This window comes from Nocardia sp. CA-119907, from assembly GCF_050955995.1.
Lineage (GTDB): Bacteria > Actinomycetota > Actinomycetes > Mycobacteriales > Mycobacteriaceae > Nocardia.
In genome coordinates this window covers 6,670,471-6,683,794 of the sequence record NZ_CP192091.1, presented here as the reverse complement: position 1 = coordinate 6,683,794, position 13,324 = coordinate 6,670,471, and the positions used below count along the sequence as shown (strand labels likewise).

General features: G+C 66.9%; 10 protein-coding genes and 1 pseudogene. All 11 read left to right on the top strand.

Annotated features, from left to right (window positions below; genetic code table 11):
* The first annotated feature begins 294 nt into the window (after positions 1-294).
* The 11 genes and pseudogenes from steA to der all read left to right on the top strand — a co-directional run bounded on the left by steA (position 295) and on the right by der (position 13,222).
* Positions 295-1,509, top strand: coding sequence for a putative cytokinetic ring protein SteA (gene steA / locus ACQP2D_RS29730; protein WP_433679232.1), 1,215 nt, complete (start codon positions 295-297; stop codon positions 1,507-1,509).
* Entirely contained in the window at positions 1,506-2,453 is a 948-nt protein-coding gene (locus ACQP2D_RS29725; protein WP_433679231.1) for a copper transporter, read from the top strand. The genes steA and ACQP2D_RS29725 overlap by 4 nt, the downstream gene beginning before the upstream one ends.
* 268 nt (positions 2,454-2,721) lie before the next feature.
* Positions 2,722-4,443: a CTP synthase gene (locus ACQP2D_RS29720; protein WP_433679230.1), complete on the top strand. Its 1,722-nt coding sequence runs from the start codon at positions 2,722-2,724 to the stop codon at positions 4,441-4,443.
* Positions 4,444-5,106: an NUDIX domain-containing protein gene (locus tag ACQP2D_RS29715; protein ID WP_433679228.1), complete on the top strand. Its 663-nt coding sequence runs from the start codon at positions 4,444-4,446 to the stop codon at positions 5,104-5,106. It begins immediately after the preceding gene.
* Positions 5,107-5,112: 6 nt separating this feature from the next.
* A complete protein-coding gene (xerD, locus tag ACQP2D_RS29710; RefSeq protein ID WP_433679227.1) occupies positions 5,113-6,069 on the top strand; it encodes a site-specific tyrosine recombinase XerD in 957 nt (318 codons plus the stop codon).
* A gap of 384 nt (positions 6,070-6,453) precedes the next feature.
* On the top strand, positions 6,454-7,362 hold the full coding sequence (locus ACQP2D_RS29705) for a ParA family protein (RefSeq protein WP_354958099.1): 909 nt from the start codon (positions 6,454-6,456) through the stop codon (positions 7,360-7,362).
* Between the two features lie 176 nt (positions 7,363-7,538).
* Positions 7,539-8,393, top strand: coding sequence for a segregation and condensation protein A (locus ACQP2D_RS29700; protein WP_433685801.1), 855 nt, complete (start codon positions 7,539-7,541; stop codon positions 8,391-8,393).
* Positions 8,394-8,760: 367 nt separating this feature from the next.
* Complete coding sequence (gene scpB / locus ACQP2D_RS29695) at positions 8,761-9,513, top strand: SMC-Scp complex subunit ScpB (protein ID WP_433685800.1); 753 nt, start codon at positions 8,761-8,763, stop codon at positions 9,511-9,513.
* 525 nt (positions 9,514-10,038) lie between these two features.
* Positions 10,039-11,067: pseudogene (locus ACQP2D_RS29690) on the top strand (pseudouridine synthase); the annotation flags it as partial.
* Between the two features lie 32 nt (positions 11,068-11,099).
* Complete coding sequence (gene cmk / locus ACQP2D_RS29685; RefSeq protein WP_433679226.1) at positions 11,100-11,810, top strand: (d)CMP kinase; 711 nt, start codon at positions 11,100-11,102, stop codon at positions 11,808-11,810.
* A complete protein-coding gene (gene der / locus ACQP2D_RS29680; protein WP_433679225.1) occupies positions 11,807-13,222 on the top strand; it encodes a ribosome biogenesis GTPase Der in 1,416 nt (471 codons plus the stop codon). Before cmk ends, der begins: the two co-directional genes overlap by 4 nt.
* Positions 13,223-13,324 lie beyond the last annotated feature (102 nt).

The window sequence follows — 13,324 nt, the reverse complement described above, 5'->3', positions numbered from 1 at the left end:
CCGGCAGCATACGGGTACTGTCTGAATTCGTCGTGAGCCCTGTCACACGGATCACATTGTGTCGGGCTCCGGTCGACTTCGAATCGCGGTGCCGGCTGATCTGGTGCGCGTCCGGTCTCAGGTCGGCGATGCCGTCTTCGCCGTTATGGATCGCTGATTAGTTGCCGGCTGCTCGTTAGCAGGGCGCGAGTTGGTAGCCGGAGGTGTGCCGGTTTGTTATCACAGTGACGAATGTGGTAGATGGTCGGCGCGCCTCCATCGATGATCGAGAGCTTGCGGCCATGATCTGGGCTCATGAAGATGTTGGCGTTGTTGTCCAAGAACACCGAAGCGCTACCCGGGCTAACTGGGATAGTTCGGGTTGACCGCAACACCAGGCGTTTGCTGAAGCGGGTCGGACCCGGTGATGTCGTAATACTCGATGAGCTGGATCTGGATCGGCTCACCGCCGATCGGCTGGTCGAGGCGGGCGCGGTCGCGGTGGTGAACACCTCGCCGTCGATCTCGGGCCGCTACCCCAATCTGGGGCCGGAAGTGTTGGTCGCCAACGGGATTCTGCTGCTGGACACGGTGAGTTCGGATGCGTTCAAGATCAAGGACGGCACCAAGGTCCGCATCGACGAGGGCGTCGTCTACGCCGACAAATTGGTCAAGAAGGAGCCCGAGGTTCTGGTCACGGGCATCGAACTGACCGAATCCGATATCGCCGAGCGGATGATCGAGGCCCGCAACGGCCTGGCCGATCATCTGGAGGCCTTCGCGGGCAATACGATCGAGTTCATCCGCACCGAGAGCGCGCTGCTCATCGACGGCATCGGGGTGCCGGAACTCGAGCTGGAGATGAAGCATCGCCATGTGGTCGTGGTGGCCGACGGCCCGGACCACGCGGACGATCTCAAGCGACTGAAGCCGTTCATCAAGGAGTACGTGCCGATCATGGTGGGGGTCGGTCGTGGCGCGGATACCTTGATGAAGCAGGGATACCGCCCCGATCTGATCGTCGGCGACCCGGACGAAATCACCAGCGCCACCTTGAAATGCGGCGCCGAGATGATCCTGCCCGCCGATACCGACGGCCACGCCAAGGGGCTGGAACGCATCCAGGATCTCGGCATCGGCGCGACGACATTCCCTTCGTCCGGCGCACCCGCCGATCTGGCCCTGTTGCTGGCCCACCACCATGGTGCGGCGCTGATCGTGACCGCGGGCGCCGCCGCATCGCTGGACGACTTCTTCGACCGCGGCCGCCGCGACAGCAATCCGGCGACTTTCCTGACGCGACTAAAAATCGGCACCAAACTCGTGGATGCAAAGGCCGTCGCAACGCTCTACCGAAACCGGGTATTCGGAACCGCCATCGCGATGGTCGTGCTCGCCGCACTCCTAGCGGTGATCGTGGTCATGCTCGCCTCGAATACCGGTGCCGAGGCATTGGACTGGGCCACCGACACCTGGAATCGGTTCGCGCTATGGGCCCAGGGCCAGATCGGCGCGGGAGGCAACCGATGATTTCGTTTCGGCAGCACGCGGTTTCGATCGTCGCGATCTTCCTGGCCCTCGCCCTCGGCGTGGTCCTCGGCTCGCAGACCGTGGCGGCCGACCTGCTGTCCGGACTGCGCGCGGATAAGTCGGATCTGCGCAAACAACTCGATGTGGCCACCGATCAGAACCGACGGCTCACCGACGAAATGAATGCCGCGGACCGGTTCATCGCCGATTCGGCGGGCCGCATCCTCGGCGGCACCCTCTCCGACCGCAGCGTCATTGTCTTCACGACCCCCGATGCCGAACCCGCCGATGTCGAGGCGGTGGCGAAAGATCTGGAAACCTCCGGCGCCACCGTGACCGGCCGGATCGCACTCACCGACCCGTTCGTCGATGCCGCCGAGGGCGATCGGATGCGCACCGCGATCACCAATGTCATTCCGGCGGGCGCGCAGCTGCGCACCGGACAGGTCGATCAGGGGAGTATGGGGGGCGATCTGCTCGGCTTGGTGCTGCTGCTCGACCCCGTGAACGCGCAACCGCGCAGCACCCCGCAGGAGCTGAGCCTGGCGCTGGAGACATTGCGCGGCGGCGGGTTCCTCGCCTATGGCGACACCCCGGCGCATCCCGCCAACCTCGCGGTGGTCGTCACCGGCACCGGCGCGAAGTCCAGCGAAAACGGCCAGGGCAGCAATATCGCCCGGTTCACCGGCGGGCTGCGCGGCCGCGGCGCGGGTGTGGTGCTCGCTGGTCGATCCGGTGCCGCCGACAGTCCGGGCCCCATCGCGATCATCCGCTCCGACGCCGCGCTGGCCACCGCCGTCACCACCGTCGACAATCTCGACCGCGAGATCGGGCGCGTCACCACCGTCCTCGGCCTGAGCGAACAGCTCAACGGCGGCGCGGGCCGATACGGAACCGGCACCAAGGCGACCTCCCTCACACTCAACGCCGTGCCGCAGAGCTGATCCGCGCCCTGGTTAGCCCCGAAACCGATCCGGATTCGGCCGACTCGAGCACCGCGCGCGAGATCGTCGAGCGCCGTTCACAATCCGGCTCATTTCCGAGTGGCCGCAGCGCATCCGAGGTAATCAGCGAGCCGCGAATGGTCGGAGCGAGGCGCCATCGGACCGCACACGTGGCACCGAATGCTCGGCCCGAGCCAATGCAGCGACTCGGTGGCAAACGTGCGTGGTGGGTGATCAGACCAGCATTTTCGTGTTACCGTGAAGACCCGTGGGTCATACACGGAATCAGGCGCGAACGGCCACGAAGCACATCTTCGTCAGCGGTGGTGTCGCCTCCTCATTGGGTAAGGGTCTTACCGCCTCCAGCCTCGGTCAGCTCCTGACCGCGCGCGGACTGCGGGTGACCATGCAGAAACTCGACCCGTACTTGAACGTCGATCCGGGCACCATGAATCCGTTCCAGCACGGAGAAGTGTTCGTCACCGAAGACGGCGCCGAGACCGATCTCGATGTCGGTCACTACGAGCGGTTCCTCGATCGGGACCTGTCCCGGGACGCGAATGTGACCACCGGGCAAATCTATTCGTCGGTGATCGCCAAGGAGCGGCGCGGCGAATATCTCGGTGACACGGTGCAGGTGATCCCGCATATCACCGACGAGATCAAGAGCCGCATACTCGCCATGCAGGGCCCGGATCTGCAGGGGCAGGTGCCCGATGTGGTGATCACCGAAATCGGTGGCACCGTCGGCGATATCGAATCGCAGCCCTTCCTCGAGGCGGCTCGGCAGATCCGCCACGACGTGGGCCGGGACAATGTGTTCTTCCTGCACGTATCGCTGGTGCCCTACCTCGCGCCCTCGGGTGAGCTGAAGACCAAGCCGACCCAGCACTCGGTGGCCGCGCTGCGCAATATCGGTATCCAGCCCGACGCGCTGATCCTGCGCTGCGATCGCGACGTGCCCCAAGCGCTCAAGAGCAAGATCGCGCTGATGTGCGACGTCGATGTCGACGCCTGCATCTCCACCCCGGACGCGCCGTCGATCTACGACATTCCCAAGGTGCTGCACCGCGAGGGTCTGGATGCCTATGTGGTGCGCAGGCTCGGGCTGCCGTTCCGGGACGTGGACTGGACGGTATGGGGAGATCTGCTCGACCGGGTGCATCAGCCGCGGGAGACGGTCGAGGTCGCATTGGTCGGCAAGTACGTCGATCTGCCCGATGCGTACCTGTCGGTCACCGAGGCATTGCGCGCGGGCGGGTTCGCCTCACGGGCCAAGGTGAATATCCACTGGGTGCAGTCCGACGAGTGCGAGACCCCGGCGGGCGCGCAGGCCGCTTTGCGCGATGTGGACGCGGTGCTCATTCCCGGTGGATTCGGTATTCGCGGCATCGAGGGCAAGGTCGGCGCGATCACCTACGCCCGCACCCGTGGGCTGCCATTGCTCGGGCTCTGCCTCGGCTTGCAGTGTGTGGTCATCGAGGCCGCGCGCTCGGTCGGTCTGGCCGAGGCCAATTCGGCCGAATTCGAACCGGACACACCACATCCGGTGATCTCCACCATGGCCGACCAGAAGGACATCGTGGCCGGTGCGGCCGATCTCGGTGGCACCATGCGCCTCGGCGCCTATCCGGCGACGCTGCTGAAGGGGTCGGTGGTCGCGCAGGCCTACGGCACCGAGCAGGTCTCCGAGCGCCATCGGCATCGCTACGAGGTGAACAACGCCTACCGCGACAAGATCGCCACCAGCGGGCTGAAGTTCAGCGGTACCTCGCCCGACGGGCATCTGGTCGAATTCGTCGAGCTGCCCGCGGACAAGCACCCGTTCTTTGTGGCCACCCAGGCCCATCCCGAGCTCAAGAGCCGCCCGACCCGGCCGCATCCGCTGTTCGCGGCGCTGATCTCGGCGGCGCTGAAATATAAACTGGCCGAGCGGCTTCCGGTCGATATCCCGGACGAAGAGTTCGCGAACGCAGATCAGGCATCGTAGATGAGTGATAACGGGGGAGCCCGGCCGGGCAGTCACGATTTCGAGACAGTGGCGAGCCGGACCGTGTACAGCGGCGCCATTGTCGCATTGCGGCTCGATGAGGTGGCCATGCCGGGCGGGCGGGTGGTCGAACGCGAGGTGATCGAGCACCATGCCGCGGTCGCGGTCGCGGCTATCGATGACGCCGACAATGTGGTGTTGATCAGGCAGTATCGACATCCGATCGGCGAGCGACTGCTCGAGTTGCCCGCAGGTCTGCTCGACGTACCCGATGAGGATCCGCTCGAAGCGGCCAAGCGCGAATTGGCCGAGGAGACCGGATTGGCCGCCAGGGAATGGGCGGTGCTGGTGGATGTCGCGCTCTCGCCCGGCTTCACCGATGAGGCGCTGCGGGTGTACGCCGCGCGCGGCCTGTACGAAACCGACCGGCCCGAACCGGAATTGGAGGAGGCGGATCTCGAACTGGTCCGCATGCCGGTCGACGAGGCCGTGCGGGCCGCGTTGGCCGGTGAGATCGTCAATGCCACGGCGGTTGCCGGTGTGTTCGCCCTCGCCGCCGCCAGGGCGGCCGGGACCGAACTGCGTCCCGCCGACGCACCGTGGCCGGGACAGTCGACCGCATTCCTCCGTCGCAGGGCGGCGCGGCAACAGTCCGAAGACTGACACAGGGTGCTCGCGCGCGAAGTAGACGTCTATCTCGACCATCTCGCGGTCGAGCGCGGCGCCGCGCGCAACACCCTCGGCGCCTATCGCCGCGATCTCGACCGGTATCGGGTCTTCCTGACCGGACGCGGTATTACGGCGCTCGAGCAGGTCGGTGAATCCGATGTCGCGGAATTCACCATGGTGCTGCGGGCGGGTGGGGTCGCCCACCCGCCACTGGCCGCCAGTTCGGTCGCGCGTGCGCTGATCGCGGTGCGCGGGCTGCATCGTTTCGCCGCCGCCGAGGGAATGACGAGCACCGATGTCGCACATGCGGTGAAACCGCCCGCGCCGAGCCGCCGGTTGCCGAAAGCCCTACCGTACGACCAGGTCCTGCGGTTGCTGGAGGCCGCGGGCGGCGGGCCGATCGGCGATGCCGAGGCGAATGGGGGCGGGACCGATGCCGGGCCACGCGGATTGCGCGACCGCGCACTGCTCGAGCTGTTGTACTCGACCGGTGCGCGGATCTCGGAGATGGTCGGACTCGATGTGGACGACCTGGACACCGAGGAGCGTGCGGTGGTGTTGCACGGTAAGGGCGGCAAACAGCGCATGGTCCCGATCGGCAGGCCCGCGCTCGCCGCGGTCGACGCGTACCTGGTGCGCGGCAGGCCGGCGCTCGCCGCCAATGGGAAAGGCACTGCGGGTGCGCTGTTTCTGAACGCACGCGGCGGACGGCTGTCGCGGCAGAGCGCCTGGCAGGTGCTGCAGACCGCCGCGGAGCGTGCTGGCATCGGCGCCACTGTATCCCCGCACACCCTGCGCCATTCCTTCGCAACACATCTGCTCGACGGCGGCGCCGATGTGCGTGTGGTCCAAGAACTTCTGGGACACGCCTCGGTGACCACCACGCAGATCTACACCCTCGTCACCGTGAACACCCTGCGCGAGGTCTGGGCCACCGCCCACCCGCGTGCCCGCTGATCTATGCGGTTTTGCCCGATGAATCCGGGCGCGGCGGACAAGTAAGGTGTGCGGGGCGCATCCGCGCACCGGGTATCGTCCGGGTTGATATCGGTTTCGACGGAGAACCGGATCGGCGTCAGGGGAGTGAACGCTCGCGCAGGTAAACGTGGGTGTCGCGTGTCCGAGCGTGGGTCTTGCGCTATCAAGCGGTAGCGTCTATCGAGAGCTGGACCGTACGAAAGCGAGGTCGGGCCTGATCGGCCTCGCTACGCTCGGGCAGATGATGCCGGAGTCGGGCGAAGGTAACGGGCAGGAACGTATAAGGAGCAGCGGATCGTGACGACAGCCGGTGCGGCAGAGCCGCCGATGGGTGCTGGGGCGCAGCCGCTTACGGGTGCCCGGATGGGTCCGTACTCGGAGGCCGCGGCGGAGACGCTGTGGGGCAACGGTGCCGAACCCGTCCCCGAAGACGCGACGCTCGGTCCCACCGGGCGTCCGCTGCGTATCGTGCCCGAGCCGCCGCCGGTCGAGCGGCACGGCGATGCCCTCATCGTTGCCATGTGCAATCAGAAGGGCGGCGTCGGCAAGACCACCTCGACGATCAACCTGGGCGCCGCGCTCGCGGAGTTCGGCCGCCGGGTGCTGCTGGTCGACCTGGATCCGCAGGGCGCGCTGTCGGCCGGATTGGGTGTTGCCCACCACGATCTCGACCTGACCGTGCACAACCTGCTGATCGGATCCAAGGTTTCCATCGACGAGGTCCTCATGGAGACCCGCGTCGAGAATCTGCATCTGCTGCCGAGCAATATCGATCTGTCGGCCGCGGAGATCCAGCTGGTCAACGAGGTCGGTCGGGAACAGACCCTGGGCCGTGCACTGGAACCGGTGCGCGACCGCTATGACTACATTCTCATCGACTGCCAGCCCTCGCTCGGGCTGCTGACGGTGAATGCGCTGGCCTGTTCCGATGGCGTGATCATTCCGATGGAATGCGAATACTTCTCGCTGCGCGGGCTGGCGCTGCTCAACGACACCGTGGAGAAGGTGCGCGACCGCCTCAACCAGCGGCTGAGCCTGTACGGCATCGTGGTGACCATGTTCGATGCGCGGCTACTACATTCGCGCCAGGTCATGGCGCGCGTCGTCGAGGTATTCGGCGATCTGGTGTACGACACGGCGATCGCGCGGACCGTGCGGTTTCCCGACGCCAGCGTCGCGGGTGAACCGATCACCACATGGGCACCGAAATCCGGTGGGGCCGAAGCATATCGGGCGATGGCGCGGGAAGTCATCCACCGGTCGGGCCGGTGATCGGCGGTACTGAACCGGCGCCAACGACGAATGCGAATACGCTCGGCTCGGAGTCTGGTGAGTTCGCCGATCAGGGCTCCGGCGCCGAGCGGGCCGACCATGCGGGGGTGCGTGATACCGCTGCCGCACAAGATGATCTCCCTGGTAGACCTGGAAATGAGGGGGAGTCGGCGGTAGTGCAGGGGGGTTCCGAGGCGGCATCGGCGCAGCAGTCGGGGTTTCAGCTGCGGCTGAGCAACTTTCAAGGGCCGTTCGATCTGCTGTTGAATCTGATCAGTTCGCGCAAGCTCGATGTCACCGAGGTCGCGCTGCATCAGGTGACCGACGAATTCATCGCCTACACCAAGGCTTTGACCGCGCGCATCGGACAGCAGGACACGCTGCGCGCCGACAAGATCCTGGATCAGACCACCGAATTCCTGGTCGTCGCGGCCACATTGCTCGATCTCAAGGCGGCACGGCTGCTGCCATCGGGTGAGGTGACCGACGCCGAGGATCTCGAACTCCTCGAGGCGCGCGACCTGCTGTTCGCCCGGCTGCTGCAATACCGCGCGTTCAAGCAGGTCGCCGAACTGCTCGGTGAATTGGAAGCGGTCGCGCTGCGCCGCTACCCGCGTGCGGTCGGCCTAGAGGAGCGCTTCGCCGACCTGCTGCCCGAGGTTACGCTGGGGGTGGAGGCACACGAATTCGCCGCGATCGCCGCCGCGGCCTTCCGGCCCCGACCGGCGCCCAAGGTCGGACTCGACCATCTGCACCAGCACGCCTTCTCGGTTGCCGAACAGGCCGCGCTCGTGCTCGAACAGCTCAAGCTGCGCGGACCGGGCGGCTGGACGACATTCGGCGAACTGGTCGCCGACTGTGAAGTGCCGATCCAGATCGTCGCGCGCTTCCTGGCCCTGCTGGAGCTGTACCGCGGCAAGACCATCGAGTTCGACCAACCCGACCCGCTCGGCCCGCTCTCGGTGAGCTGGACCGGCGACCCGAAGGACGAGACCGCCGACACTGTGACCATCGAGGAGGACTACGGGTGAGCGAGCGCACCATGTCACAGCGCACGACGGAACCGGGCGCTAACGAGGTGCGGTCGTGAGCGAGGAGTTCGGCGAGCGCACCCAGGACGCCGCGGCATCGGTCGAGCACAACGGTGTCGTCGCTGGCGCGGATGCGCGATCAAGTGACGTCGAGGACAGCGCGGCGATCGTGCTGGGCGAACGCTCCGAGGACGCGGCTCCCGCTGATGACGAGGCGACGAGTGCGGACGAGCCGTCGCCCCGTGGCCTCGGCGGACGAACCGACAGCACCGCACCGTCGAGTGCGCTGGGCGCAGTGCCCTCAGATGTGGAGGGGACGAGCGCGCCGTCGTCGAGCGGCCGTGGCGGACGCGCCGACGGTGATGCCCTGTCGAGTGCGCCAGGTGATGAGCCGCCCGGTGAGAGCGTCGAAGGCGGGAAATCTGCCGTTGCGGCGCGATCGGGTGAGGATGAGTCGGCTTCGGACGACACAGTGGCGGACCTCACGCCGGAGCCGCTGGACGATGACGAATTCCGATCGGCGCTGGAGGCGATGCTGCTCATCGTGGACGCTCCGGCGCCGGTAGAACTGCTGGCCGACGCGTTGCGGGACAGTCCGGCGCGGGTGGAGCGGGCACTGCTCGCGATGTCGGCGGAACTGTCCGCGCGGGCCAGTGGCATCGACCTGCGTTTCGTGGGTGACGGCTGGCGCTTCTATACTCGCAGCGAGTACGCGCCATATGTGGAACGGATGCTGCTCGACGGTGCGCGCTCGAAATTGACGCGGGCGGCATTGGAAACACTGGCGGTGGTGGCATACCGCCAACCGGTGACCCGGACCAGGGTCAGCGCGGTGCGCGGCGTGAACGTCGACGGGGTGATGCGAACCCTGCTGGCTCGCGGACTGATCGCCGAGGCCGGGGTGGACCCGGAGACGAACGGCACGCAGTACCGCACGACCGAACTGTTCCTGGAACGGATCGGACTCGCATCGCTGACCGACCTGCCACCACTGGCGCCCCTACTGCCGGGCGTCGACCTGATCGACGAGATCAACGAGAGCCTGGAGACGGACCCCCGTTACACCAGGTTGAAGAAACCCGCCGAGACCGATTTGGATCTCGGTACCGAAGAAGACTGACAGGACAACATGAATACGCCCGCTCGCCGAGATGGCACACCGGATCGTAGGAACAGAAGCGACCAGCCCCGACGGGGCGGCGCAGGCCGAAGCACACGCGACGCGCGTTCGGCACAACGGGGAGGTACGCGGCGCGGGGCCGAATGGGAAGGCTCCGCGCACGGGGGCAGTGGCTACCGGGGAGATTCGCACAGCGGCGGCGATCGCGGCTATCGCGGTTCGTCCCAGGACGACGGCTACCGTGGCTCCGCGCGCGGCTCGGACTACCGCGGTTCGTCGCAGGGCGATCAGCGCGGCGGTTACCGCGGTGCCGCGCAGGGCGATCAGCGCGGCGGGTACCGCGGTGCCGCGCAGGGCGGCGGATACGGTTCCGCGCGCGGTGGCGCCGATCGGCGTGGCTCGTCGCAGGGCGGCGGCTACCGCGGCTCGGCGCAAGGAGACAGCGGCTATCGCGGTTCCTCCCAGGACAGCGGTTACCGCGGTTCGTCGCAGGGCGGTTCGGGCTACCGCGGTTCGTCCCACGGCGGCAGCGGCGATCAGCGCGGTTCCCGCGGTGACGCCTATCGCGGTGCCGCGCAAGGCGGTTCGGCCACACGCGCCGCCGGTTCGCGCGGTTACCCATCGGGAAGCGCCGCGCAGCAGGGCACTCCATCGCGTCGTCCGGCTTCGGCCGCGATGTCCGCGCCGGTCGGCAAGAAGGCCAAGGCTCCGAAGCCGCAGAAGAAGGTCGTCGCCGCCCCGCTGCTGAGCAATGCGAAGCCCGCCAAGCGCCAGCACGTCGATCAACCCGCCGAGGGCGGCCACGAGAAGATGCCGTGGGGCGAGGGCGAGCGGCTGCAGAAGGTGCTGGCCAAGGCCGGTGTCGCCTCGCGCCGCGCGGCCGAGGAGATGATCGCCCAGGGCCGGGTCGAGGTCGACGGCGCGATCGTCACCGAACAGGGCCTGCGGATCGATCCGCAGCAAGCGGTGGTTCGCGTCGACGGCACCCGCGTCATGGTGCGCGAGGAGTTGGTGCACCTCGCGCTGAACAAGCCCAAGGGCTGGCAGTCCACCATGTCCGACGATCTGGGCCGCCCGTGTGTCGGCGATATTGTCGCCGAACGCATCGCGGCCGGTCAGCGCCTGTTCCACGTCGGTCGGCTGGACGCCGACACCGAGGGGCTGCTGCTGCTCACCAATGACGGCGATCTCGCGCATCGGCTCATGCACCCGTCGTTCCAGGTGGAGAAGACCTATCTGGCGACGGTCAATGGTGAAGTCCACAAGGGGATCGGCAAGCGCCTCAGGGACGGTGTCGAACTCGAGGATGGTCCGGCCAAGGTGGACAAGTTCCAGGTGCTGGAGATCAATGAGGGACGTTCGCTGGTCAAGATCGTGTTGCACGAAGGGCGCAAGCACATCGTGCGCCGACTGCTGGACGCGGTCGGCCATCCGGTGACCCGGCTGGTGCGCACCAATATCGGTCCGGTCGCGCTCGGCGATCAACGGCCTGGCACGCTGCGCGTGATCGGTCGCGATGAAGTCGGCAAACTCTATGAGGCGGTGTCGTTGTGAACGGTGTAGAGATTCCCGTGGAGGTCCCTGCGATGGTTGATGGCACCACGCCGCTGGTCGTTGCCATGGACGGGCCTTCGGGCACCGGCAAATCCAGCGTCTCGCGGCGACTGGCCACCCGGCTCGGTGCCAGCTACCTGGATACCGGTGCGATGTACCGCGTCGCGACCCTGCGTGTGCTGCGTGCCGGTGTCGAGCTGAGCGACGCGGCCGAGATCTGCGCCGCGGTCAAGGAGCTGCCGCTGACCATCGGCACCGATCCCAGCCGCGAGGTGATCCTGCTCGACGGTGAGGACGTCTCCTCGGAGATCCGCGGCAATGCCGTCACCAAGGCGGTGTCCGCGGTGTCGGCGGTGGCCGAGGTGCGCGATCTGTTGGTCGCGCTGCAGCGTGAAATCGCTTCCGCCGCAGCGCGAATCGTGGTCGAGGGACGCGATATCGGCACCGTTGTGCTGCCGGAGGCGGACGCCAAGATCTACCTCACCGCCTCCGCCGAGGCCCGCGCCCAGCGCCGCAACCAGCAGAACATCGCCGAAGGCCGCGGCGACGACTACGAGGCCGTGCTCGCCGACGTGCAGCGGCGCGACACCCTCGACTCCACCCGCACGGTGTCCCCACTGCGTCCGGCCGACGACGCGGTGCTGGTCGACACCAGCGAGCTGAATATGGATGAGGTCATCGACGAGCTGTATCGCGTTGTGGTGCGGCAGGTTTCGGTTGGCCGGACAGGAAGTGCACAGTGAGTGAGGACGTGCTCGCGGGCGACGGCGTCTGGAGCGACGAATCCGATTGGGAGATGGCCGATCTCGAAGCCGAGTTCGGAGATGAAGAACACCTCGCCATGCCGACCGTCGCGGTTGTCGGACGCCCGAACGTCGGCAAGTCGACCCTGGTGAACCGAATCCTCGGCCGCCGCGAGGCCGTTGTCGAGGACATTCCCGGAGTGACCCGCGACCGCATCTCCTACGAGGCGAGTTGGGCGGGTCGGCGTTTCCTGGTGCAGGACACCGGTGGCTGGGAGCCCGATGCGAAGGGCCTGCAGCAATCGGTGGCCCGCCAGGCCGAACTGGCCATGGAGACCGCCGACGCGATCCTGCTGGTGGTCGACGCCGTCGTTGGAGCGACCGCGACCGACGAGGCCGCGGTGAAGAAGCTGCGCCGCTCCAAGATCCCGGTGCTCCTGGTCGCCAATAAGGTCGACGATGAGCGCGTCGAGGCCGAAGCGGCCGCATTGTGGTCGCTGGGCCTCGGCGAACCGCGCATGGTCAGTGCCTCGCACGGCCGCGGCACCGGCGACCTGCTCGATGACGTCCTGGAAGTCCTTCCGGAGACGCCGCGCGAGGGCACCGGCGGTACCGGCCCGCGCCGGGTCTCGCTCGTCGGTAAGCCGAATGTCGGCAAGTCCAGTTTGCTCAACAAGCTCTCCGGCGACGAACGCTCGGTGGTGCACGATGTCGCGGGTACGACCGTCGACCCGGTCGACTCGCTGGTCGAGTTGGGCGGCAAGATCTGGAAGTTCGTCGACACCGCGGGGCTGCGGCGCAAGGTCTCCCATGCCAGCGGTATGGAGTTCTACGCGTCGCTGCGCACCAAGGCGGCATTGGAGGCCTCCGAGGTCGCGATCATGCTGATCGATGCCTCCGAGCCGATCACCGAACAGGACCTGCGGGTGATCAGCATGGTCGCCGATTCCGGTCGCGCACTGGTGCTCGCCTTCAATAAGTGGGATCTGGTCGACGAGGACCGCCGCCTGCAGTTGGACCGCGAAGTGGACCGTGACCTGGTCCGCGTGCCGTGGGCGCAGCGCGTAAATATTTCCGCCCATACCGGCCGCGCCGTGCAAAAGCTGGTGCCCGCCATGGAGACCGCGCTGGAATCCTGGGACAAGCGCATCCCCACCGGCCGGCTGAACAACTGGCTCAAGGAAGTCATCGCGGCGACACCGCCGCCGATGCGCGGCGGACGCCTGCCTCGTGTCCTGTTCGCCACCCAGGCGACCACCCGTCCGCCGACCTTCGTGCTCTTCACCACGGGCTTCCTGGAGGCCGGATACCGCCGCTTCCTGGAGCGCCGTCTGCGCGAGGAATTCGGCTTCGATGGATCCCCGGTCCGGATCTCGGTGCGCGTCCGCGAGAAGCGCGACCGCAAGAAATAACCGTCACACCCCGTCGACAGAACGGACGCCGCTGCGAAGCAACGGCGTCCGTTTTGGTCTCTCGCTCATGCGAAACACTGGACTTCCGCAAATCTCGAGTGA

Coding starts and splice junctions, on each gene's coding strand:
- steA (WP_433679232.1), top strand. CDS start 295: ATGAAGATGTTGGCGTTGTTGTCCAAGAACACCGAAGCGCTACCCGGG.
- ACQP2D_RS29725 (WP_433679231.1), top strand. CDS start 1,506: ATGATTTCGTTTCGGCAGCACGCGGTTTCGATCGTCGCGATCTTCCTG.
- ACQP2D_RS29715 (WP_433679228.1), top strand. CDS start 4,444: ATGAGTGATAACGGGGGAGCCCGGCCGGGCAGTCACGATTTCGAGACA.
- ACQP2D_RS29705 (WP_354958099.1), top strand. CDS start 6,454: ATGGGTCCGTACTCGGAGGCCGCGGCGGAGACGCTGTGGGGCAACGGT.
- cmk (WP_433679226.1), top strand. CDS start 11,100: ATGGTTGATGGCACCACGCCGCTGGTCGTTGCCATGGACGGGCCTTCG.